The following is a 22,253-nucleotide window of genomic DNA, read 5'->3' on the forward strand; positions in this document are numbered from 1 at the left end:
ATCACCCCGCTTCCTCGATAACTGGAGTTTTATCCATGGCCACTGTTCGCGACGCTTCATTCGACGTCTTCCGTCGACTTGGGATGACGACGATCTTCTCCAATCCCGGATCCACGGAGGTATCACTCCTGACCGATCTCCCCGACGACCTCGACTTCGTCCTGGGCCTGCACGAGGCCTCCGTGGTGGGCATCGCCACCGGGCACGCGCTCGCCTCCGAGCGTGCCGCGCTGGTCATCCTCCACACAACGGCCGGCCTCGGAAATGCCGTCGGCGCGTTGGCCACGGCCCGGGTCAACCGGGCGCCGCTGGTGGTCATCGTGGGCCAGCAGGATCGACGTCATCTCGCGCTCGAGCCGTTTCTAGCCGGACGGTTGCCCCAACTGGCTGGTGACTACCCCGTGTGGGTGGATCAGCCGGTACGACCGCAGGACGTGCCCGGCTCCATCGCGCGGGCCTGGCACGAAGCCACGGTCGGCCACGGCCCGGCACTGGTCATCGTCCCGATGGACGACTGGCTCGCCCTTGCCGGCGAGGCGGAGCAGGCGGCACCGGCCCGGATGCTGATCGGCCGTTCACCGCGACCGGAGTCGGTCGCCGAGGTCGCCGAACTGGTCGGCGCCAGCAGTCATCCGCTGCTGGTGGTGGGGGCAGGATTGGACAGCGTCGCCGGCTGGAGGGGTTCGACCGCGCTGGCAGAGCGGCTCGGCTGCGCGGTGTATCAGGAGTCGTTCGGTGCCCGAGCCGGATTCCCACAGGATCATCGGCAGTTCGCCGGCCATCTCCCCGCCGGTCGGTCCCGGCTACGGGCGGTACTTGCACCGTACGACCTCGTCATCGTGATTGGTGCACCGGTGTTTCGCCAGTACCCGTTCGAGGACGGTCCTCTCGTCCCCGAAGGTACGTCGGTGGTCATGGTCACCGACGACAGTAGCGAGGCCTCCCGCAGCCCAGCTGATCTCGCCGTCCTGGCCGATCCGGCCGAGTTCGCACACAAACTCGCCGCGCAGGTGTCGGTCCGCCCCGAGACGACGGTGGCGGCTCGCCAGGCCGGCCGGCCCGCGCCCGCCCAGCACGGGTCACGTCTGCGCGCGGCGCATGTGCTCGCCGCCTTGAGTGATCGGCTTCCGCCGAACACCATCGTCGTCGAAGAGACCCCGTCGAGCCGACCCGACCTGCACGAGTTGCTTCCGGCCCGCGAACCGCTGGGCTTCGTCAGCGCCGCGATGGGCGGACTCGGGTTCGCGATGCCGGCCGCCATCGGGTTGAAGATGGCAGCACCGGAGCGGCCGGTGGTGGCGGTGCTCGGCGACGGATCGTCGCTCTACTCCATCCAGTCACTGTGGAGTGCGGCTCGATACGACGTCGGAGCCCTGTTCGTGGTTCTCGCGAACGGCCGCTACGCGATCATGGACCGGCTGGCCGAGAAGGAAGACACCGGGCCGGCGCCGTGGCCCGCCTTCGAGGAGGTCTCCGTGAGCGGCCTCGCCACCAACCTCGGTTGCCCCATCACCCGCGCGGCCGGGATCACCGAACTCACCGAGATCCTCGACGAGGTCATCCCGACACTATCTACCCGCAAGAGCCCACTCGTACTGGAGGTTGCCGTGCAAACTGAGCGCGATTTCCAGGCCTGACGTCAACTTCCATAGAAGAGGAACATTTATGAGTAACACCCCCACGAAGGTGACGATCTTCGGAGGCGCGGGCGGCATCGGGTCCTCCGTCGCGTTTAACCTGCTGCTGCGACCTGTGACGTACGACGTCGTCATCGTCGACACCAAACCCAACATGGTGACGAGCCACGTCATGGATATGCAGGACATGGCAGGCGTCGATGGGTTCTCCACCGTGCGTGCCGGGACCGTGGAGGACGCCGCCGATTCCGACATCGTCATTCTCAGCGCCGCAGTCCCGTTGCGGCTGAACACCTCCCGATCGGTGTTTCTGGCGGACAACGCGCGGATCGTCGAACAGCTCGCCGTTCCATTGATCGAATCCGGCTGGGATGGGGTGCTGATCATGCTCACCAATCCCGCCGATGCCCTCACCACCTGGCTGCACCAGCGCACCGGGTTCGATCGGCGCAAACTGCTCGGATACACGATCAACGACAGTCTGCGTCTGCGCACCGGGTTGGGCCAGGCCTTGGGCGTCTCCCCACATCGCATCGAGGCGTGGGTCCTCGGCGAACACGGCGACGGGCAGGTACCGCTGTACGACTGCGTTCGAGTCGACGGATCACCGGTGACACTCGACGCAGCGCAGAAGGCGATCGCGAAGGACTACATCAATACCTGGTACGTCACCCACGTGGCGTTGGACTCCGGGCGGACATCGACCTGGAGCACCGGACGCGGCACCGCCCTGCTGGTCGATGCACTAGTGACCGAGTCCGATCAGCCGCTCCCGGTCTCAGTGGTCCTCGGCGGCGAATACGGCGCCAAGGGTGCGAGTCTGACCGTGCCAGCGCTCCTCGGCAAGGGCGGGGTTCGCGACATCGTCGAGTGGGAGCTGTCCGCGGCCGAAGTCGATGCCATGCGATCCGGCGCAGAGAGCGTTCGCGCCGCTGCAGAAAGCATCTCGATCGGGCAGGGCTGACCGCCCACCACCCGAGCTGAGGTCGATGTCGCAGCGGCCGATCATCTCCTGCCGTCCTGGCGAAGGTTACGGGAGATCACAGCCGCTGCGACCCGGACTCCTTGGGCCAGGCCGGCCAGATTCGGGTGCGCGGCCGGCACCACCACGGAGATCGCGGCGACGATGGCGGTGTCCCTTCCGAAGACCGGGGCGGCTGCCGACGCATTGCCCTCGGTCATCTCGTTCCGCGAGATGACGAATCCGGTGGTGCGAATGTCTGCGAGCGCTCGGCGCAGGACATCGGGATCGGTGATGGTCTCAGACGCCATCTTCGGCAACTCCTCGGACAGAACCGTTTCCCGCAGCGCGGGGGTGCCGAAGGCCAGCAACACCTTCCCGGGGCCCGTCGCGTGCAGAGGCAGCCGATACCCGACCTGGGACGAGACAGTGGTACCCGTCCGCGACCGCGGCGCAAGTTTTTCGACATAGAGCGCGCGGGTGCCGTCGAGGACGACCAGGTGCACCACCTCATGGGTGGTCTCGAACAGGTCCTCCAGCACGGGAAGAGCCACGTCACGGAGTTGGCGTTCCTTCGGGGCGAGGGCTCCGAGCTGCCACAGCCGAGTGCCGACCGTGTAGGTCCCGCGACCGGTTCGGTCGAGCCCACCCCATTTGACGAGTTCGGCGAGATACCGGTGCACGGTGGCCGGCGGGATGTTCGTCGCGCTGACGATGGCGCCCAGCGTCTGCTCGGGCCGGTCCTCACTGAACGACTCGAGAATCGACAGCGCTCGGGCCAATGAACTTCTGGATTCGCTCAACGATCGGTCCTTCGCTCCCCCGGGCTGCTTCGTAAAGGATCAAGGTACTTCTTCCGCATGCTGAGAGGAAGGATTGTTCGGGTCATGGCCGTCGTAGACAGTGACCGACAACTCCTTGACCCCGGCATCAACGGTTGCCGCTCCGGAGCAGACACACATGGACAGGCGAGATACAGATTGAACGGTGACAGCACACAGGAGCTGGCGACCGGCCCGATCGCGGATGCCCCGTTGTTCGATCTCACGATCGTCGAGACGAGGTCCCTCCTCACCGCCGGTCTGCGCGACGCCGAGCACTACGCGGCAAAGCTGCGTCACCACACCCCCAAAGCGGCACTCGCCGCTACCAGAGATGAAACGGAGAACCTGACGGTGAGCACACAAGAACACGGCTCGGTGCGGCGGTTGCTGGACGAACCGGTGTGGGAATCACGAATCTTCACCGGCGAATGGGTACGCGGCAGCGCCGACGACCACCCCGTTGTCGAGCCCGCAACCGGCAAACAACTCTCGACCATCGGCATGGCCACCGCAGACGATGTGACACGTGCCGCGGACCGAGCCGCGACCGCGCAAGCCGACTGGGCCGCCCGCCCCTACACCGAACGGGCAGCAGTGCTCCGCCGCGCCGGAACCCTGTTCGAGCAGCACGCCAACGAAATCGCCGAATGGGTGATCCGCGAGGCCGGCAGCATCCCCACCAAGGCCCACATCGAAACACACACCGCCGCCGAGGAGTGCTACAACGCTGCGGCGCTTGCCGCACACCCTTACGGTGAAGTGCTGCGCTCGGAGCAGCCGCGCTTGAGCTTCTCCCGCCGCATCCCGGTGGGCACCGTCGGGGTGATCGCCCCCTTCAACTTCCCGATCATCCTGTCGATCCGTGCCGTCGCGCCGGCGTTGGCGCTCGGTAACGCCGTCGTCCTCAAGCCCGACCCCCGCACCGCCATCTGTGGCGGTGCGGTCCTCGCCCGCATCTTCGAGGAAGCCGGCCTTCCCGCCGGCCTGCTCAGCGTGCTGCCCGGCGGCGCCGACGCCGGGGAAGCCGTCGTCGTCCACCGCACCGTTCGGGTCATCGCCTTCACCGGTTCGACCCGCGCCGGGCGTGCCGTCGGTGAACTCGCCGGACGGCACCTCAAACGCGCCCACCTCGAACTCGGTGGCAACAACGCCCTGATCGTGCTCGACGACGTCGACCTCGAGAAGGCCGTAGCCGTCGGCGCTTTCGGCTCCTTCATGCACCAGGGCCAGATCTGCATGGCGGCGGGCCGTCACCTGGTGCACGAGAGCATCGCCGCCGACTATACCGCACTCCTCGCTGAACACGCCGACCGGCTGCCCGTCGGTGACCCGTTCACCGGCGACGTCGCCCTCGGCCCGATCATCGATGCCAAACAACGAGATCACATCCACACCCTGGTCACCGCGAGCATCGATGCGGGCGCCACCCTCGCGGCCGGCGGAACCTACGACGATCTCTTCTACCGGCCCACCGTGCTCGCGCAGACCCCGCTGACCGCCGCGGCCTTCCAGGACGAGGTTTTCGGCCCGGTAGCCCCGGTGGCATCGTTCAGTTCGATCGAGGAAGCCGTGACGATCGCCAACAGCTCCGAATACGGGCTGTCGTTGAGCATCCTGACAGCCGACGCCATGAAGGGCCTCGAACTCGCACAGCGGATCCCCGCCGGCCTGGTGCACGTCAACGACCAAACCGTGGGCGACGAGGCAGTAGTCCCGTTCGGCGGCGTCGGATCCTCGGGCAACGGCGGGCGGGTCGGCGGCATCAGCGCCAACCTCGACGCCTTCACCGAAACACAGTGGGTCACCGCGCAAAGCACGATGCCCGCTTACCCGTTCTGACGACGCCACCCGGCACGGCTCGCTGCGACTGGCCGCCCGGTGCCGGACGACGAGTGCTTTGGTTATTTCTCACCTTCCGCGTGCCCAGCGCCTCGAGCCAATCACCGTAGGCCCGCGCCGGGGCGGCCAGAGCCAGGTCCTCGTCCACCAGCACCACCGGGCTGGTGGGGTACGCGACTCGGGCCACGAACCGGGCGATCTCGTCGGCGGTCAGGATCTTCCCGAGCGGCGGCATGGTCGCGGCATTCCCGGTCATGGCATCTCTCCCGTTGTTGAGCGGGACGTGGTGTGGACAGTATCGCGTTGCGGGCGCGGGTCCTTCGGACGCCACAGGGACGTGTCCTCTGCCCAGTTCAGTGATAGGAATGCGCGGTGATCGATGCGCACAAACGATGGCCTGCAGGCGAGAACGCCACCCTGGCTTCTTCGACGGCATGGACCGCTGGAGGACTGCGAACCCGCCGCCCGGACCCCGAGTTCGTGCCGCGGCGCGTCTGCAGCTCGGCAACTTCAGGCGCCCACCAGGCTCGCTGGTGGGCTGCCATGGCACTAACAATGCTCCCAGCCGCACTATTCGCGGCGGCACTCACCACGGTCGCGCTCGATGACGTCCTCATGGTCCTGCCCGTGGCGATCGCACTCATGCTGGTCGGGATATTCGTTTACGTCGTATACGCGCGGGCACTGGCGACTCGATCCCGCGCCTACCCCGTCACCCGGTGGCGGCACCGGTTTCGGGTGATGTGGCTGACGAACGGCACCAGCACAGTCGGGGTGCAGCCTCAGACCACCCCGCCGGACCGACGGGCCGTGCTGCAAGCGCGGCGGAGTTCAGCAAACCGCTTTCATCTGCGCGACCACCTGTCGTTCTTCGCCGAATGCGCCTCACACTCACGCTGATCCGGTTCTTAACCTCAATCCGTGGATCGGTGATTCCGGCGGGTTTGGCGGTGGTTTGGTTCTTCGGGCTGCCGTAGGGCGTGCGTTTTCCGCTGACCGGGTGTCAGCTCATCCACGTTGTCGGGATTCCTCGGGTCGGGCCGGATGGCGGACGGATCGGTCAGGCCGGTTGTGGTCGCCCAAACACCGAGCCGATAACCCAGCACCACAGGGTTTCCACTGCTTCTGCCACGGCCAGTGGGCGGGCAGGTGCAGGACAGGTTTGTCGGCGGGCCGGGCGAACCGGGCGGGGCCGTTGACCAGGTGCCGGCGGCGCGCAGCAGGTTGTGCGCGATGGCCGCGCAGATCACCCAGGCGCAGTTCGCCGGAAACCGTCCCGACGGGATGTGGGCGAGTGGTCCGTCGATCAGGTCCGCGAACACCGTTTCCACGATCGCGTGTTTGCGGTGGGTGAGGTCGGCGTCGACGGTCGGCAGGTCGGAATTGGTGAAGAAGGGATGGTACCGCCAGACGGGGAAAAGCGCGTCGGGGTAGTTTGCGTCCTTGACCCGGCGCACGATCAGGCGGGCGGTGACCTGGTGGCGGCCGGAGAAGGCGGTGTACGAGGTTTCGGCGACCTCCGCGTCGGAGATCAGCTTCCCGGTGTCGGGGTCGGTGACCGCGCCGGGGTAGTGCACCGGGATCCACTCCTGCTCGTCGATGCCGGCGATGGCGCGGGTGATGCGCGGGTTACGGGTCATGGTCAGGGAGAACTCGATGTCGGCCTGGATCGCGGCCCAGATGACGGCCTTGTTGCCGAACGCCGAGTCGCGGCGGTTCACCATCCGGCACGATCGTCACAGGACGCGACGTCCAGTCTCGGGTCGGCCGAAGCTGAAAAGGTCGAGTCGACGTAGGGCACCCACACGGCATCTCTCGACGTCCTTCATGGCAGTAGCCTGAGCTTGCGTGCAGTGACCACGGCCTCCTGCCGGGAGTGCGCCTCGAGCTTGTTCATCGCGCTGCGCAGATAGCTCTTCACGGTTTCGGGCTTCACGGAAAGCCTTTGGGCAGCTTCACTGTTCGTGCAGCCCAGCGAGACATGCGACAAGACGTCGATCTCGCGGGCGGTCAGATGCACCACGTGGTCCGGGCGGGCGGCGTTGGTGCTCGGCTGGTCCAGTGCGGCAATCCGATCCGACAACTCGTGCAGTCGCGACCGCGCCGTCGTGTCGGCGACGGTTTGTGCCACCGCTCGTAGGTCGGCATGGATGTCTCGGAGTTCCTCGGTGGTTGCGCCGTCCGCGCCCTCCCTCTCGACTGTGGCGAGCATCCGAAGTCTCCGATCGACCTGGTCGCGGATGGAGATCTCGGCTCCGAGTCGGCGCGACGCTGCGACGACGAGGTTGGCGGCGCGGTCGCCGATCGGGGCGCATCCGCGGATCGCGGCATAGAGGACGGCGCGCGGCCTCTGGCCGACCACCACTGGTACCGCGAGGACCGCACGTAGGCCTTCGATGAGGACAGGCCGGTCGTAGTGGTGGGTGATGGTGGCCGAGCGGGCGTAGTCGTCGACCGCGACCGCCGCTCGGTATGCGACCGCGCGTCCTCCGAGGCCCGCGGCGGGATGGACAACCCCGTCAACCCGCTGGTACGAGTCCCCACGAATTCGCTCAGCCGCAGCACGTCGTCCTGGACCTCGCCACCGAAGACGACGGGCGCGGCGCCCTGTGTGGCGATGGTGCGCAGCTCGCCGCGCAGGGCGTCTCCGTCGCGTGGCCGCAACAGCGGGAAGGCGGTTGTCGCCACTGTGGTTTCATCCCTTCGTTGCTGGGATCGTGGGCCCACCCGGGGCGGCACGTGTGCCCGGTCGGCATTGTTCATTCGTCGGTGTGGGGTGGGGGCGGTGGCGCGTGGGGTGGAGTCGCACCTGGGCGAGTGATCGGATCTGTTCGCCTGTTTCTCTATCGAGCTGCCGACGCCATGAGCCCAGCGAGAGAAGGTGACAGAGGCGGCTCCAGTACTGGTCGGGGTGCAGGCCGAAGCGGATCCAGATTTCCTCTGGCGGAGGTCCGCCGTAGGTGAGCCAGGTGACCGCGAGGTTGACGAGCATGTGGTCGTCATCCCGAGATATCGACACCCCGGGCGGCTGGGGTCGAGGGGTCAGCTGCCGCACTGCGTGGACGGTATGGCTGCTCGTGTCTGTTCGGTGCATGTCGTTGTCGTGCAGGGCGCGCAGAGGCCGGGGCGGGTGGTGGTGACGCCCCGGCCTCTGTGGTGGACTGCTATCCCTTCTTGAGGATCACGGTTTTGGTTTCGGTGTACGCGTCGAGAGCGGACGAGCCGTGCTCGCGGCCCCAGCCGGACTGCTTGTAGCCGCCGAACGGCAAAGCCGGGTCGAGGATGTGGTACGCGTTGATCCACACGGTGCCTGCCCGGAACTTCGCGGCCAGGTTGTGTGCCTTGGCCACATCCGAGGTCCACACCGCGGCGGCGAGACCGTAGTCGGTGTCGTTGGCAGCGTGAACCAACTCGTCGACGTCGTCGAACGGTGCGACGGTGACGACGGGCCCGAAGATCTCTTCCTTGACCACGCGCATGGTGGGCTTGGTGTCGACGAGGACGGTGGGTTCGACGAAGTAGCCGGTGTCGCCCTTGCGGCCGCCGCCGGCGACAGCGGTGGCGCCATCGGTGCGGCCGCTGTCGAGATATCCGAGCACCCGGTCGAGTTGCTGCTGTGAGACCAACGGTCCGAGCTGTGTATCCGCGGCCAAGCTGTCACCGACCTTGATCTGTGTGGCGGCCTCGGCGATCCCGGCGACCACCCGGTCGTACACCGACGACTGCACGAACAGCCTGGAACCGGCTTCGCAGGCTTCGCCCTGGTTGAAGAAGATCGCATTGGCCGCCCCGGCGATGGCGGCGTCGATGTCCGCATCGGCGAAGATCACGTTCGGGGACTTGCCGCCGAGCTCGAGGGTGACCTTCTTCAGGTTCCCGCGGGCCGAGGCGATGATCTGCCGACCGACCTCGGTGGATCCGGTGAACGAGATCTTGTCGACCCCGGGATGCGCGGTGAGTGCCGCGCCGACCTGGTCGCCGTAACCGTGGACGATGTTCACCACGCCCTCGGGAACACCGGCCTCCCGCAACACGTCACCGAGCAGGGCCGCGCTGAGCGGGGTCTGTTCGGCCGGCTTGAGGACGACGGTGTTGCCCGCGGCCAGGGCCGGGGCGAGCTTCCAGGCGGCGAGCAGCAGCGGGAAGTTCCAGGCGATGATCCCCCCGACCACACCGACCGGCTCGCGCACGGTGTAGGCGAAGTAGTCGCCCGGAGTCGCGACCGCCGACACCGGGATCGTGGTGCCCTCAAGCTTGGTGGGCCAGCCCGCGAAGTAGCGGAACCAGTCGATGGCCAGCGGCACGTCGACCAACTGGGCGTAGGTGACAGGTTTGCCGCTGTCGATGGCCTCGAGGATCGCGAACTCCTCGAGCTTGTCCTCGATGAGATCGGCGACCCGCCAGAGGATCTTGCTGCGCGCCGAGGCGCTCAACCGGCCCCACGGGCCGTCGAGAGCCTGCCGTGCCGCGGCGACGGCCCGGTCGACATCCTCCGCTGATCCCCGGGTGACTTGTGTCAGCGTGGTGCCGGTGGACGGATTGAGCGTGGCGAACGTTTCGCCCGTGGCCGAGGCCACATTCGAGCCGTCGATCAGGTGCTCGATCGGTCGGCTGAGGAAGTCGGCCACCGTGGGGGACAGTCCCGCGGTGGGGTTGATGGTGGAGGTCATTTCCCTACTCTCTGCAAAAGGTGGGTGTGTTCTGGTGTCCCGCTTTGTTACGCGGGCAGGTCCGCTTTGGTGATGACCCAGAACTTCTTCACGAACGGGCCCTTCGAGGTCCAGGTGACGTGCACGCCGGACGGCAGTGCGATCAGGTCACCGGCCTTGAAGTCCCATTCCTCGTTCGTCTCGTCGTTGCGGACGTGGACCTCGCCCTCGAGCAGCAGGATCGTCTCGTCACCGAGGGTTCCGGTGTACGGCGTCACCAGCGTCCCGTCCGGTTCGCTGCCGGCGATGCCCTTGCCCGAGCGCCACAGCCCCGAGAGCACGGTGCCGCTACTGCCCTCCGGGCGGAGGATGACCAGCTCGCCCTTGGTCAGGTCACCTTCGAGGGGTTCGGTGAAGTCGTACGGGGTCCAGGTTTCCGGGTTGTCGTTGACGTTCGCGATGATCAGGTCATCACTGGTGGCGTCCGTCGGATTGGGGCCGTCGAAGATGACCCAGAACTTCTTGAAGTAGGGGCCCTTGACGTCCCAGATCTGTTCGAGGCCCTTGGGCTCGTAGATGATCGAGCCGGGACCGACCTCATACTGCTTGCCCGTCGCCTTGACGGTGATGGTCGCGGAGCCCTCCAGGACGACCGCGCACTCGTCACCCAGGGGAGACGACCAGACGATCGAGCCGGAACCGTCGGAACTAGCTCCCGGCGCTCCGGCGTGGTACCGCCAGAAACCGGCGAGCAGGTTGCCGCTCGTCCCGTCCGGGCGGAAGACGGCGATCTCGCCCTGCACGTCGGTCCTCCCGAGTGCGGGCTCCTCCCACTCGAAGGGCTCCCACTCGTGCTTGGCCGGGTCGGCCGAGCCGCTGTAGACACGGCCGGTGGTGGTTTCTTGTGTCGTCATTCCTGTTCTCCTTCAGTAGCGCCCGGTGGGCTCGGTGGGGTGAAACATCGAAGGCGAGGCCGCCGCGGTGTTCGAAAGTGGGCGGCGCCTGCCGGGGTCAGGTGTTCGCCTGCGCGGCGGCCGGCTCCTTGCCGTTGGTGGAGACCGGACCTGGGGCCAGGTCCTTGAAGACCCCGAAGCTCGATTCCTGCTCGGTCATGTACGGGAAGTGGAATCCGCAGTTCGGGCACTGCTCACGCAGCACCGCCTGCTCCTGCCCGAGGTCGTAAGGTTTGTCCTGAAGTTCGTTGCAGCACGGACAGATTCGCAACAGGCGGGTTCCCACCAACTCGAAGTTGGTGATGATGTCCTCCATGATGGCGCCGTTCGCCGCCCATGCCTTGGCGTGCTTGTGATAGGTGTCGGTGTGCCAGTCGTAGAGCGCTTCCTTGTTCGCCCAGAAGCTGCACTCGTTGAACCACATCCGGTCGTCCGGGTGCTCCCACCAGGTCAGGTGCAGGAAGCCGGGCAGCTTCATCAGGTGGTGCCGGGTGTCGGCGAAGACCACCTTGAACTTCTCGTACGCATCGGGGCTGGAGAACCGCACGCGCTGCATGCTCAGGTAGATAGCCATGACGGGGTGAAACCTCTCTTCGGGGATACAGTGCGTTCTCGGGGCGCCCCGGGGCTGTGGGCGTCGACTCCAGCGGCTCGCACTGACGTCGCTCTTCGCTCTGTGATTGCGTTCACACTTATCGTGTGTGTGGTTCCTATAGTTGACCTGATCCGACCGGTCCAACAGATCCAATTTTGAGGGAGTTAGAGGTACCGATTTGTCACCCGCCAGTAACACCCCAGACGGGCCGGATTCGCCCGCGCCCGCGTACCGCCGCCTGTACGAGCAGCTGCGGGCGGGCATCCTCAGCGGCCAACTGAAGGCGGGATCGCCGCTGCCGGCCAGCCGCCGCCTCGCGGCCGAGGTGGGCGTGTCCCGGAACACCGTCCTGGCCGCGTTCGAGCAGCTCGACGCCGAGGGCTACCTCGACCGCCGTCCCGGATCGGGCACCTACGTCGCCGACGTCCTGCCCGAACAGATGCTCACCATCAATCACGCTCCCTGGACCGGCTCCGGATCCGACGATGGCTCCGGCAGGCTCTCGCACCGCGGCCGTGCGATCGCCGACACCCGCAGAATGCCGCTTCCGGAGGTCACCGGCGTTTCCGCCGAGGCGACGGCATTCCAGATCGGCCTGCCCGCGCTCGACAGCTTCCCGGCCGAGCTGTGGGCGCGGATGTACGGCGCGCGGTTGCGGCAATCGACCCGCGACCTGATGCGCTACAGCGACCCCCGCGGATACCGCCCGCTGCGCGAGGCCATCGCCTCCTATATCGGACCGGCGCGCGGAATCCGCTGCACCGCAGACCAAGTGGTCATCGTCTCCGGATCGCAACAAGCTTTGGAGTTCTGCGGCCGGATCCTGCTCGATCCCGGCGACCCGGCCTGGATCGAGGACCCCTGCTATCTCGGGGCGAAGGCGGCCCTGATCTCCGCCGGAGCACGTTTGGTGCCCGTGCCCGTCGACCGCAAGGGCATCGACGTGGCCGCCGGCATCGAACGCGAACAGAGCGCGAGGCTGGCCGTCCTGACCCCCTCGTACCAGTTCCCCCTCGGGGTCACCCTTTCCCTCGAGCGCCGACTCGCATTGCTGGACTGGGCCGCCCAAGCGGGCGCCTGGATCGTCGAAGACGACTACGACAGCGAATTCCGGTACCGCGGCCGCCCGCTCGTCGCGCTGCAGGCCATCGACAAACACCGACGGGTGATCTACGTCGGCACCTTCAGTAAGATCATGTTCCCCGGGCTCCGGCTGGGGTACCTGATCGCCCCGACCGAGCTCGTCGACGGCTTCGCCGCAGCGCATCTGAGCACCGACATGCACGCCCACCTGCTCGACCAGGCGGTGTTGGCCGACTTCATGGAGGCCGGCCACTTCACCAGGCACCTGCGCAGGATGCGCGTCCTCTGCGGCAAACGGCAGCAACTGCTGGTGGCCGAGGCCACGCGCCGGCTGGGGAGTCGCCTGCGGATCGAGGACCCCGACGGCGGACTGCACCTGGTCGGTTGGCTCCCGGAAGGGCACGACGATCAGGTGGTCGCCGAGCTCGCCGCCCGCCAGCGCCTCCACCTTTGGCCCCTCTCGACGCACTGCGTCGAAGCCGACCTGCCACCGGCCCTTCTGCTCGGCTACGCCGGAATCAAGGAACGCGACATCGGGGACGGCGTGGCCTCCTTGGACCGAATCCTCCGTGGCTACAGACCACATGCCCGGTTGAGCTGACCGTCGTGGTGGCTTCGCTCGGTCGCACATTGCGGCCGCTCCGGGTGCGTCATCCGGTCAGCAGTAGCACTCCCGTCACCATGAGCGCGCCGACCTTCGCGACCTCGAGCGCGATGTAGGCGTAGTGCGCGTGCGACCGTGGCGTTTCCTCGCCGGAAAGGACGCGGTCGGAGCGCCGCGTCAGCCGAGGCCGTATCGCCGCGAGTTGCACACTCAGGATTGCGACAACACCGACCGCCACGACCACAATCCGGGTGGGGGGTTCACCGAGAACGACCGCGATGACCAGCATCACCGCCAGCATCGACTCGACGATGTTCAGTGCCCGGAACACGAGGCGACCGATCCCGAGCCCAATCCGTAATGTGACGTCGGGGGCCCGGAACTTCAACGGCGCCTCGAGAAAGGAAATGGCCAGCACCATCCCCAGCCAGACGAATGTGACAGCGGTAGCCACTGCCATCGCGACGGTCAAAGCCCTCTCCCCCTCAACCCACGGCTCTTCCGCACAGTGTGAACTCGATTCGACCTCAGATGCCAGAGGAGTCCGAGTCACGTCACGCGTCTCGGGGGATTGAACTGGGTCATGGCCTGGGCTTGGAGTTCGGTGATGGTGGCGGTATTGAGTAGTTGCAGCCAGTTCGGACGGGTGAGCAGGTAGCAGATCCGATGCCAGAATGGCATGGGGCCGAACCCGAATCGCGCCCGGATATCTTCCTCTTTGGGTCCACCGCGGGGAATCCATTCGATGGCCAGAGCGAGCATCGCCTGATCGTCGTCCGGAAGGTTCCGGTTCGCCGGTAATGTGACGGCGGTCCGGGACCAGCGTTCCGGGAGTAGAGTTCTGGCAGTTCCTGGCTCACTCATCGACTCTCCTTACGTCAACGGGTAGATGCTGCGGACGCAGTATCCGCGGCACCTACCCGTCGCGGTGTGCAGCCGCCGAACGGGCGGCGACGGCCCTGTCTCATGCTGTTCTCTCAGATCAGCGCGCGATCACCGTGCCGGTGGCTGTCCGGGCACTGCTATTGCCGAGCTGTGTTCACGCTGGCAGGTTCTCGTTGGTGATGACCCAGAACTTCTTCACGAACGGGGCCTTCGAGGTCCAGGTAACGTTCAGCCCCGACGGCAACGCAATGATGTCGCCGGCCTTGAAGTCATACTCCTCACCGGTTTCCTCGTTGACCAGGTGCGCCTGCCCTTCGAGCAGCAGCATGGTCTCGTCGCCGATCGGTGCCGTGTACGGGACGGTCGACGAGCCGTCGGGTTCGCAGCCGGCGATCCCGACGCCGGTACGCCACAGGCCGCACATCAGGGTGCCGGTCGAACCGGTGGACCGCAGCGCGAAGAGTTCACCGCAGACCTGCGAGCCGTGCCCGGGCTCGACCCACTCGTAGGGCTCCCACGACTCGGGGTTGTCGCTGATGTTGCCGACGTAGAGGTCGTCGCCCTTGGTGGCCGCCTGGGGGCTGTCCCACAGCACCCAGAACTTCTTCAGGAACGGGGCCTTGATTTCCCAGGTGATCTCGAGTCCCTTCGGGTGGCTCATGATCGTTCCGGGCTCGAGCTTGTACTGCTTGCCGGTGGCGTTGACCGTCACGAGGGCCTCGCCCTCGAGGATCACCACGGTCTCGTCGGCGTCGGGGGCCGAGTAGTCGACGTGACAGGATCCGTCCGCTTCGCAACCGGCGATGCCGACCCCGGTGCGCCACAGGCCGGCCTGCTGGGCGCCGGAGGTGCTGCCGGTCCGGATGATGACGACCTCGCCCTTGACCTGGGGGCCGAGCTTGGGCTCGACCCACTCGAACGGGGTCCACTGGTCCGGGTTGGTGCTCCGGCTTCCGAACTCGATCTTCCGGACGAGTGATGTGGTCATTTCATTTCCCTTTCAGTGGGTGCCCCAGTGGGCTCGGTGGGGTGAAACATCGAAGCGGCGGGGATCAGGCGTTCGCCTGCGCGGCGGCCGGCTCCTTGCCGTTGGTGGAGACCGGACCTGGGGCCAGGTCCTTGAAGACCCCGAAGCTCGATTCCTGCTCGGTCATGTACGGGAAGTGGAATCCGCAGTTCGGGCACTGCTCACGCAGCACCGCCTGCTCCTGCCCGAGGTCGTACGGTTTGTCCTGAAGTTCGTTGCAGCACGGACAGATTCGCAGCAGGCGGGTTCCCACCAACTCGAAGTTGGTGATGATGTCCTCCATGATGGCGCCGTTCGCCGCCCATGCCTTGGCGTGCTTGTGATAGGTGTCGGTGTGCCAGTCGTAGAGCGCTTCCTTGTTCGCCCAGAAGCTGCATTCGTTGAACCACATCCGGTCGTCGGGGTGCTCCCACCAGGTCAGGTGCAAGAAGCCGGGCAGCTTCATCAGGTGGTGCCGGGTGTCGGCGAAGACCACCTTGAACTTCTCGTACGCGTCCGGGCTGGAGAACCGCACGCGCTGCATGCTCAGGTAGATAGCCATGATGGGGTCAAACCTTCCTCGTCTCGAAACAGTGCGCTCTCGGGGCGCCCGGGGAAGTGGGCGTCGACTCCAGCACGCGCACCGATGTCGCTCTGTGACTGCGTTCACACTGATCTGTGTGTGGTTCCTATAATTGACCTGATCCGACCGGTCCAACAGATCCAATTCCGAGGCAGTTAGAGGTACCGGTATGTCATCTGTCAGTAACACCCCAGATGGGCCGGATTCACCCGCGCCCGGGTATCGCCGCCTGTATGAACAGCTGAGGGAGGGCATCCCCAGCGGCCAACGAACGGTGATTCCTGCCGGATGAGCGAGCGCCGTCAGTCCGGGCGGGTCCAGCCGCTCTCCAGGCGGTACCGGCGCGGGCTTACCCCGTATCGCGCGGTGAACTCCCGGCTGAAGTAGGCGGGTGTCGAGAAACCGAACCGGGACCCGATCTCGTTGATGGCCAGGTTCCGTGATGCCGGGGAACCGAGTGCTCGCCGGGACGCTTCCAGCCGTCGATTCTTGATCCAGGCGGACACCGTGTACCCGCCCTGCGCGAAGAGTCGATGCAGCGTCCGGGGCGAAATGAAGAACTCCTGTGCAATGCGGTCATGGGTCAGAGCCGGCTCCGTGAGGTGCGCCTCGATGAAGGCCTGGATCTCCCGCAGCCGCTCACCGCCGCGCTCCACCGCCCGCTCGCCTCACCCGCCGCGGTGACGGTCAGTTCGGCGACCTCACATGCCAGGCGGACTGCCCCCTCCCCGGACATGCCCGCGGCGGACTGCGTCAGGCGGTCGAGCATCGGCGACAGGAAGAACCCGACACCGGCACTCGTGCGCACCGGGGTGGCTGTCAGCTGCTGCAACTCCGCCGCGCCGACCGCGATGCTCTCACGCGGCCACGTGTACACCCGCAGTCGCCAATCCCCCGACATCGCCCAGGTGAAGGGCCGCGAGGTGTCGTAGACCGCGAAATCACCGCCGGACACGACGCAGTCGCGGCCGTCCTGAGCAAGATATCCACTCCCCCGGTCGACCAGACCGACAGCGGCTCATCGAGAACACCGCCGCCCTCGTACGCCAAGGCTGCCCACTACCACCAGACGTCACCGAAGACGTCCGACCCCACCTGCAGAAGACACTCCGCGAAGACGCCGCCCGGCTCCGGGCACTGATCCCCGACACCAGCCGACGGTCCGGCTCCGGCCTGTGGGCGGTACCCGACGATCCATCGTGACCGGCGCGGGCGCATTCGTACCGACAGAATCGATAGAAGCGCAGACGTGTCCGCGAAGGGCTGATCCTTGATGCGGCGCCTCGCAGCGATCACGACCATTTTCATACTTATCGGATAAATGGAAATCTTTGTCTGCCAGCATATTTGGCAGACACGCACTGTCTGTAAGTTGGTTATTCGCATGGCCTGCGAATACGCCCACTCGTGGTAACGCTCCTCCGCCGCCGTCTCCGAGGGTATTCACCTGCAGTCCTGGTGAATTGAGTAATGCGATGACATCTGCGATACGCAGTACATGGGCGGCCGAGCCGAGCGAACGAAACAGGTTCTGACCTGGTAATTCTGCGCCGGTCCGGCAGTGGTCTCGTCCCTGCCATGAGGCTAATAGCGAATGCACATCGGCGCCCGGACGGAAGCGCCGGTCTACCGGGAGCTCCGCGACCGGGTCCCGATCCAGTCGTCAAGTACATCCTCGGTATCAGTTACCATCTGTCGGGGCCCTGTCGGGGTCGCGGCGGGAGTTCGGGAGAACCTGGGAGCAGGTGCCGGCTGCGGAACCTCGTCGATCTCGATAATCGTGCCACGGTGGGCCAGATGGTCACCGGCCGCAACCTCATCGAGCGTAAGGACCGGCGTCACACATGCGTCGGTGTCGGCGAACACGGTCGCCCAGTGATCGCGACTGTGTGCGGCGATCGTGTCGGTGAACAGTTTCCGCAGTAGCGGCCACTGGTCGCGGTCGTTCTGATCGGGCAGATCCGCGGGCGGGATGCCGAGACCGTGCAGAAGTTGCGCGTAGAACTGGGGCTCGATCGCTCCCAAGGCAATCCACCGGTCATCGGCACAGCGGTAGGTGTCGTAAAAGGGGGCCCCGCCGTCGAGGAGATTCGCGCCCCGTTCGCCGGTCCACGCATCCGCGCCGCGCATAGCCCACATCATCTGCATGAGCACGCTCGCCCCGTCCACCATCGCGGCGTCGACGACCTGTCCCTTGCCGGAGCGTTGCCTTTCGAAGAGGGCGGACAGAATGCCGACAAGGAGGAACATCGATCCTCCGCCGAAGTCTCCCACAAGGTTCAACGGTGGCACCGGTTTGCCATCACGGTCACCGATCGCATGCAGAGCCCCGGTGAGGGAAATGTAGTTGATGTCGTGCCCGGCCCGTGGGCTCAGCGGACCGTCTTGCCCCCACCCGGTCATGCGTGCGTAGATGAGGGCGGGGTTGACCTCCGCGCAGTCATCCGGGCCCAGGCCGAGCCGCTCCGTTGTCCCGGGGCGGAAGCCTTCGATCAGCACGTCGGCGACCGACGCGAGCGCGAGCACCCGGGCCCGGCCCTCCTTCGTTTTCAGGTCGGCGCCGACGGACCGCCGGTTGCGCAGCATGTGGTCGGCGCGCCCGTTGGTCACGTCGAGCCCACCGTGGGGACGTTCGACCCGTACAACGTCGGCGCCGAGATCACCGAGGATCATCGCGGCGTGCGGGCCGGGACCGATGCCCGCGAGTTCGAGAACCTTGAGACCATGGAGTGGACCGGGCATTGGCTAGTAACCTTCCATGACGCGAGGGTCGGCGTGCCCGCCGACCCTCGTCGAACGTGAGCGATTCAGACAGATTCGATCGCTGGTGTGGGACTTGAGAATTGCTCGCGATAGCTGTGAACGATCGGAGTGAGCTCGAGGGGAGTTGCGCCGTGCATGATGACGCCGTCGACACCGAGATCGAATTGGCCTCGTACCTTGCGGGCACATTCGGCGGCGGTCCCGACTGCCGCGCAGTCCAACCACGAACGGGGAATAGCTTTCTTGAGCGCCCTCAGCTTGTCGTTTAACCTCGGCCATCGCGTGGGGCAGTTGGTGATGATGTTGTTCGGCGTGTCGCCGCGGCATGGGGCGACCACCGCCTGATCATCTTGAGGTTCCTCTCACAGAACTTTCGAGACAAAGGCAAGCGGTGGCCGTGAGTGTCAGTGTGCCCTACACGCAGGTGGTCGGGGAAGGGTCGTGCGCGGATGACGGGGTCGAGCTGGTGTCGTTCCGCGAAGAGTTCTACCGGTGTTTGTCGGCGCGCAGCGATGCGGTGTTCGAGCTGACCGATGCGCTGCTGTGTTCCGGGGACCCGGTCACCACACTGGTCGACTTGTCGCTGACCCCTGAGCATAGGCGCGGTCACGGCGCCTTGTACGACGGATTAAACTGCGGCCGAGTAGATATCGGTCGACTGCGACGCGCAGTCGGAGCACTTCCCCTGCCGCGAAGCAGCGATGGCCGGATCGTCCTGGCCATCGATATCAGCCCGTGGCTGCGCCCGGATGCGCCAACCAGCTCCCAGCGAGCGTTCTGTCACGTCTACGGTCGCGGTAAGAATCAAGCACAGTTGATCCCCGGGTGGCCGTATTCCTTCGTCGCCGCGTTGGAGGTGGGCCGCACGTCGTGGACGGCGGTACTCGATGCGGTGCGCCTGCGGCCCGACGACGACGAAACTACGGTCACCACGGCACAAGTCCGTGAAGTAGTCGGGCGATTGCAATCGGCCGGGCACTGGAGAGACGGCGACCCGGACATCGTGCTCGTCTTCGATGCCGGGTACGAACTGGCACGGATGGCGTTCCTACTCGCCGATCTACCGGTTCAGGTGTTGGGTCGGATGCGTTCGGATCGGGTGCTGCACTTCCCCGCGCCGCCGCCGGGTCGAACCGGGCGCCCACCCCGGCACGGTGCCGAATTCAAATTCGCCGACCCCCAGACCTGGCCCGAACCCGACAGCAACACCGATACCGACACCGACCGCTACGGAACAGCCGTCACTGCGGCTTGGAATCGGTTGCACCCGAGGATCACTCACCGTGGATCGTGGGCCGACCACCCGGGACCGCCGCCGATCGTCGAAGGCACGGTGATCCGGCTGACGGTCGATCACCTGCCCGGCGACCGGCATCCCAAACCGGTGTGGCTCTGGTGCTCACATCCGGGTGCGGGCACCGCCGATATCGACCGATTGTGGCAGATGTTTCTGCGGCGCTTCGATATCGAGCACACGTTCCGGTTGTTCAAGCAGACGTTGGGCTGGACCGCCCCGAAGATCCGCAACCCCGAGGCGGCCGACCGATGGACCTGGATCGTCCTGGTTGCGCACACCCAACTCCGGCTCGCCCGGCCGCTCGCCGAAGACCTACGCCGTCCGTGGGAACGACCCGCCCCACCGCGACGGTTGACGCCGGCCCGCGTCCGTCGAGGGTTTCCGCGCATCCGCGCGACCATGCCCAATCCTGCCAGTGCACCGAAACCCAGTCGACCCGGTCCCGGACGCCCACCCGGCTCGAGGAACCGTCGCCCCGCCCAGCACCATCACGTCGGGAAACGCACGAAAATCGACATCACGGAGCCAAAAAGTGAAACCCAACCAGGTTAAATAACAAGCTCAGGGTGTCGATGTCACGCAGTTCATCGGCCCATCGCCCGAGTCCGCGGACGACGTCGGCGTTGCGGAACCGGTCGAGGTCGGCGGTGTCCCAGTTGTTGGTCCGCACCATCAGGTCACCGTAGACCTGCAGATAGGTGGCCATTCGGCCGACTGTTTTGTGCAGGACCGTTTCCTCGTCCAGATCGGTGGTGACCGTGGCGTAGCAGGACCAGATCTTGATTCCGGCAGGATCGCGGCCGGACTGCTCGGCTGCTGTCCGCACAGTCTCGACGCATCGGCGGACGGTGTCGTCGCTGAAGAACGTGTGCAAAACGACTACGTCGAATGCCCTGCCGGCCAGTGCCAGGGTGGAAGGCCCGAAGGCGGTGATGCCGAGCGGGATGTGCTCGTCGAAGTCCTCGTTGAGGGTGATTTTCGGGAGTTTCCCCAACGCGCCGTCGTAGTCGCGGATCGTTTCGCCTCGCCAGAGTCGACGCATGAGTGTGGCGAAAGCCTCGAGTTGCACGGTGGTCACCGGCGGCAGGCCGAGGCCGGCGAGTTGGGGGCGCAACCCGCGGCCGAGCCCGAGTGTGAACCGGCCGCCGGTGAGACGATGCATCGTAGTGGCGAAGGCCGCGGTGATTGCGGGATGCCGGGTGTTGTGGTTGGTGGCGGCGGTGGTGATCCCGATCGATTCGGTTACCGCACCGGCGGCCCCGGACAATGCGCAGGCCTCTTTCACGTTGAGGCGTTCGGACAGGAAGGCCTGACCGAGTCCGAGGTCTTCGGCCTGGGCGAGTTCGGTGAGCATCTGCCGTGGGTTTTCGACATGCCCGCCGAGAGTGTAGAAGCCAAGTTGGTCGAGTCCTGGTGCCGTGCGGGGGTCAGACATCGGCGTGGGTGGGGTCGAGGTTCAGTTCGCCGGCGGCGTTGCAGTCGCGTGCGTGCTGGAGTGATCTGGTCACCATGGAGACGAACAGCTCGTCACCGCGATCGGTGCGTTCGACCAGCATTGCGGCCGCGACACCGATGACGAAGTTCTGGAAGGTGGCGACGGTGTAGTCCGCGACCAGCTGGTCGAACGGGTAGTCGACGCCCAGGTCGGTCAGTTCGCTGTGATAGGCACGCAGCAGGGGCATCTCGTGTTCGCGGCGGGTCTGCGGATCGAGGGCGCCGCCGACGAAGTAGGCCACGTCGACGACACCGGGCCCGAGGATGATGGTCTGCCAGTCGAGTACGGCTAGCGGCACGGTTCCGCCGCGGGCGTCGAAGAGGACGTTGTCGGGTCGGTAGTCGCCGTGTTGCACGGTGAAGGGCATGGCGGTCAGGCGGGCGTAGTAGCGGTCCATGTGTGCGGCGAAGGCGGTGCCGAGCGCGATGTCGTCCGGGTGCAGGTGCTGGCGGTACCGTTCGGCGAATCCGGCGAACCAGGTGGGCATCTCGTCTGCGAACCGTGCCCAGTAGGTCTGGGAGATGTCCAGCCAGGGCAGGCCGCGGAGCTGGTCCGAGCCCCAGTAGGCGGCGTGGATACGCGCCGCCTGCTGCACGGCCAGATGTGTTTGCTCGACGGTGACGCCGGCGAGTTGGTCGCCTTGGTGAGCGGGGGCAAGATCTTCCAGGAGCAGGACGAACTCGGTGTTGTTCGAATCGATTTCCGCGTGATAGCAGTGCGGCACCCGGACCTGGAGTTTGTCGGCGATGTCTTGGTAGAAGCGGACTTCGCGCACGTAGTTCAATTCGCTGCGGCCGGCGGCGCGGCTTTGCGGGCCGTCCGCGGTGACCTTGGCGACGATGCTCGACGGCCCTCCCCCGGCGTCGGTATAGGTCGGGCTGATCCGGTAGCTGTCGGCAACCTGCCCGGTGCCCACCGGGTGGACGTCGATCGCGGTGATGGAGGTGCCGGTGGGCAGTTGGTTCGCTGCGTGTAGCCGGGCTTGCACCCACGCTGCGGTGAGGTCGTTGGCGTGCATGATGGCCTTTCCGAACAAGGGCGGTGGGGCGCGTCGGACGGATGCCGCGACGCGCCCTACC

The 22,253-nt window shown here is 66.1% G+C and carries 20 protein-coding genes and 2 pseudogenes; 6 read left to right on the forward strand and 16 right to left on the reverse strand.

Going from position 1 to position 22,253, the window contains the following annotated elements:
• Positions 1–35 precede the first annotated feature (35 nt).
• Together GO592_RS32635 and GO592_RS32640 are read left to right on the forward strand one after the other, a co-directional pair.
• Positions 36–1,637: a thiamine pyrophosphate-dependent enzyme gene (locus tag GO592_RS32635; protein WP_039951138.1), complete on the forward strand. Its 1,602-nt coding sequence runs from the start codon at positions 36–38 to the stop codon at positions 1,635–1,637.
• 28 nt (positions 1,638–1,665) lie between these two features.
• Complete coding sequence (locus GO592_RS32640) at positions 1,666–2,601, forward strand: malate dehydrogenase (protein ID WP_007297154.1); 936 nt, start codon at positions 1,666–1,668, stop codon at positions 2,599–2,601.
• Between the two features lie 41 nt (positions 2,602–2,642).
• Here GO592_RS32640 and GO592_RS32645 read toward each other — a convergent pair whose 3' ends face one another.
• On the reverse strand, positions 2,643–3,401 hold the full coding sequence (locus GO592_RS32645; protein ID WP_039951137.1) for an IclR family transcriptional regulator: 759 nt from the start codon (positions 3,399–3,401) through the stop codon (positions 2,643–2,645).
• Positions 3,402–3,797: 396 nt separating this feature from the next.
• Between GO592_RS32645 and GO592_RS32650 the strand changes: the two genes are divergently transcribed.
• A complete protein-coding gene (locus tag GO592_RS32650) occupies positions 3,798–5,261 on the forward strand; it encodes an aldehyde dehydrogenase family protein (RefSeq protein ID WP_039951151.1) in 1,464 nt (487 codons plus the stop codon).
• Here GO592_RS32650 and GO592_RS32655 read toward each other — a convergent pair.
• The gene (locus GO592_RS32655; protein ID WP_039951135.1) at positions 5,224–5,517 is read right to left on the reverse strand and encodes a hypothetical protein; all 294 of its coding nucleotides are present in this window, start codon (positions 5,515–5,517) and stop codon (positions 5,224–5,226) included. The two genes, GO592_RS32650 and GO592_RS32655, sit on opposite strands and share 38 nt — an antisense overlap.
• A gap of 287 nt (positions 5,518–5,804) precedes the next feature.
• Between GO592_RS32655 and GO592_RS44860 the strand changes: the two genes are divergently transcribed.
• The gene (locus GO592_RS44860) at positions 5,805–6,161 is read left to right on the forward strand and encodes a hypothetical protein (protein ID WP_237720400.1); all 357 of its coding nucleotides are present in this window, start codon (positions 5,805–5,807) and stop codon (positions 6,159–6,161) included.
• 160 nt (positions 6,162–6,321) lie between these two features.
• On the opposite strand, the pseudogene GO592_RS32665 reads toward GO592_RS44860, so the two are convergent.
• From GO592_RS32665 to GO592_RS32685, 5 genes and pseudogenes are all read right to left on the reverse strand, one after another.
• Positions 6,322–6,976: pseudogene (locus GO592_RS32665) on the reverse strand (IS1380 family transposase); the annotation flags it as partial.
• A 110-nt stretch (positions 6,977–7,086) separates the two neighbouring features.
• A pseudogene (locus GO592_RS32670) lies at positions 7,087–7,949 on the reverse strand (response regulator transcription factor).
• Between the two features lie 476 nt (positions 7,950–8,425).
• Complete coding sequence (locus GO592_RS32675; RefSeq protein ID WP_007297148.1) at positions 8,426–9,931, reverse strand: aldehyde dehydrogenase family protein; 1,506 nt, start codon at positions 9,929–9,931, stop codon at positions 8,426–8,428.
• Between the two features lie 47 nt (positions 9,932–9,978).
• Positions 9,979–10,824: a cupin domain-containing protein gene (locus GO592_RS32680; protein ID WP_007297147.1), complete on the reverse strand. Its 846-nt coding sequence runs from the start codon at positions 10,822–10,824 to the stop codon at positions 9,979–9,981.
• Positions 10,825–10,921: 97 nt separating this feature from the next.
• On the reverse strand, positions 10,922–11,437 hold the full coding sequence (locus GO592_RS32685) for an antibiotic biosynthesis monooxygenase family protein (RefSeq protein WP_172652015.1): 516 nt from the start codon (positions 11,435–11,437) through the stop codon (positions 10,922–10,924).
• Positions 11,438–11,636: 199 nt separating this feature from the next.
• Between GO592_RS32685 and pdxR the strand changes: the two genes are divergently transcribed.
• The gene (gene pdxR / locus GO592_RS32690; RefSeq protein ID WP_172652014.1) at positions 11,637–13,142 is read left to right on the forward strand and encodes a MocR-like pyridoxine biosynthesis transcription factor PdxR; all 1,506 of its coding nucleotides are present in this window, start codon (positions 11,637–11,639) and stop codon (positions 13,140–13,142) included.
• 49 nt (positions 13,143–13,191) lie between these two features.
• On the opposite strand, the gene GO592_RS32695 is transcribed toward pdxR, so the two are convergent.
• The 7 genes from GO592_RS32695 to GO592_RS32725 form a co-directional block, all read right to left on the reverse strand.
• Positions 13,192–13,617: a hypothetical protein gene (locus GO592_RS32695; protein ID WP_202715048.1), complete on the reverse strand. Its 426-nt coding sequence runs from the start codon at positions 13,615–13,617 to the stop codon at positions 13,192–13,194.
• 77 nt (positions 13,618–13,694) lie between these two features.
• A complete protein-coding gene (locus GO592_RS32700) occupies positions 13,695–14,009 on the reverse strand; it encodes a DUF3263 domain-containing protein (protein WP_172652012.1) in 315 nt (104 codons plus the stop codon).
• A 175-nt stretch (positions 14,010–14,184) separates the two neighbouring features.
• Entirely contained in the window at positions 14,185–15,018 is an 834-nt protein-coding gene (locus tag GO592_RS32705) for a cupin domain-containing protein (RefSeq protein ID WP_172652011.1), read from the reverse strand.
• A gap of 64 nt (positions 15,019–15,082) precedes the next feature.
• Positions 15,083–15,598, reverse strand: coding sequence for an antibiotic biosynthesis monooxygenase family protein (locus GO592_RS32710; protein ID WP_202715049.1), 516 nt, complete (start codon positions 15,596–15,598; stop codon positions 15,083–15,085).
• Between the two features lie 323 nt (positions 15,599–15,921).
• On the reverse strand, positions 15,922–16,275 hold the full coding sequence (locus tag GO592_RS32715; RefSeq protein ID WP_007297141.1) for a helix-turn-helix domain-containing protein: 354 nt from the start codon (positions 16,273–16,275) through the stop codon (positions 15,922–15,924).
• Positions 16,203–16,574 carry a hypothetical protein gene (locus GO592_RS32720; protein WP_237720399.1) on the reverse strand — a complete coding sequence of 124 codons (372 nt, stop codon included), beginning with the start codon at positions 16,572–16,574 and terminating at the stop codon, positions 16,203–16,205. The genes GO592_RS32715 and GO592_RS32720 overlap by 73 nt, the downstream gene beginning before the upstream one ends.
• Positions 16,575–17,245: 671 nt before the next feature.
• Complete coding sequence (locus GO592_RS32725; protein WP_007297144.1) at positions 17,246–18,361, reverse strand: CaiB/BaiF CoA transferase family protein; 1,116 nt, start codon at positions 18,359–18,361, stop codon at positions 17,246–17,248.
• A 418-nt stretch (positions 18,362–18,779) separates the two neighbouring features.
• Between GO592_RS32725 and GO592_RS32730 the strand changes: the two genes are divergently transcribed.
• Positions 18,780–20,231 carry an NF041680 family putative transposase gene (locus tag GO592_RS32730; protein WP_237737149.1) on the forward strand — a complete coding sequence of 484 codons (1,452 nt, stop codon included), beginning with the start codon at positions 18,780–18,782 and terminating at the stop codon, positions 20,229–20,231.
• Here the strand turns inward: GO592_RS32730 and GO592_RS32735 are convergent.
• Both GO592_RS32735 and GO592_RS32740 read right to left on the reverse strand, forming a co-directional pair.
• Positions 20,197–21,114, reverse strand: coding sequence for a TIGR03857 family LLM class F420-dependent oxidoreductase (locus GO592_RS32735; protein ID WP_202715050.1), 918 nt, complete (start codon positions 21,112–21,114; stop codon positions 20,197–20,199). The two genes, GO592_RS32730 and GO592_RS32735, sit on opposite strands and share 35 nt — an antisense overlap.
• Complete coding sequence (locus GO592_RS32740; RefSeq protein ID WP_172652009.1) at positions 21,107–22,192, reverse strand: phosphotransferase; 1,086 nt, start codon at positions 22,190–22,192, stop codon at positions 21,107–21,109. Before GO592_RS32740 ends, GO592_RS32735 begins: the two co-directional genes overlap by 8 nt.
• Between the last annotated feature and the right edge of the window lie 61 nt (positions 22,193–22,253).

It is taken from the genome of Rhodococcus sp. 21391 (genome assembly GCF_016772255.1).
Classification (GTDB): domain Bacteria; phylum Actinomycetota; class Actinomycetes; order Mycobacteriales; family Mycobacteriaceae; genus Rhodococcus_F; species Rhodococcus_F opacus.

What these genes read in the sequence shown, in the direction of transcription:
- GO592_RS32710 (WP_202715049.1), bottom strand. Translation starts at nt 15,598, where the DNA reads ATGGCTATCTACCTGAGCATGCAGCGCGTGCGGTTCTCCAGCCCGGAC.
- GO592_RS32640 (WP_007297154.1), top strand. Translation starts at nt 1,666, where the DNA reads ATGAGTAACACCCCCACGAAGGTGACGATCTTCGGAGGCGCGGGCGGC.
- GO592_RS32680 (WP_007297147.1), bottom strand. Translation starts at nt 10,824, where the DNA reads ATGACGACACAAGAAACCACCACCGGCCGTGTCTACAGCGGCTCGGCC.
- GO592_RS32675 (WP_007297148.1), bottom strand. Translation starts at nt 9,931, where the DNA reads ATGACCTCCACCATCAACCCCACCGCGGGACTGTCCCCCACGGTGGCC.
- GO592_RS32700 (WP_172652012.1), bottom strand. Translation starts at nt 14,009, where the DNA reads ATGAGTGAGCCAGGAACTGCCAGAACTCTACTCCCGGAACGCTGGTCC.
- GO592_RS32635 (WP_039951138.1), top strand. Translation starts at nt 36, where the DNA reads ATGGCCACTGTTCGCGACGCTTCATTCGACGTCTTCCGTCGACTTGGG.
- GO592_RS32735 (WP_202715050.1), bottom strand. Translation starts at nt 21,114, where the DNA reads ATGTCTGACCCCCGCACGGCACCAGGACTCGACCAACTTGGCTTCTAC.
- GO592_RS32740 (WP_172652009.1), bottom strand. Translation starts at nt 22,192, where the DNA reads ATGCACGCCAACGACCTCACCGCAGCGTGGGTGCAAGCCCGGCTACAC.
- GO592_RS32705 (WP_172652011.1), bottom strand. Translation starts at nt 15,018, where the DNA reads ATGACCACATCACTCGTCCGGAAGATCGAGTTCGGAAGCCGGAGCACC.
- GO592_RS44860 (WP_237720400.1), top strand. Translation starts at nt 5,805, where the DNA reads ATGGCACTAACAATGCTCCCAGCCGCACTATTCGCGGCGGCACTCACC.
- GO592_RS32685 (WP_172652015.1), bottom strand. Translation starts at nt 11,437, where the DNA reads ATGGCTATCTACCTGAGCATGCAGCGCGTGCGGTTCTCCAGCCCCGAT.
- GO592_RS32725 (WP_007297144.1), bottom strand. Translation starts at nt 18,361, where the DNA reads ATGCCCGGTCCACTCCATGGTCTCAAGGTTCTCGAACTCGCGGGCATC.
- GO592_RS32655 (WP_039951135.1), bottom strand. Translation starts at nt 5,517, where the DNA reads ATGACCGGGAATGCCGCGACCATGCCGCCGCTCGGGAAGATCCTGACC.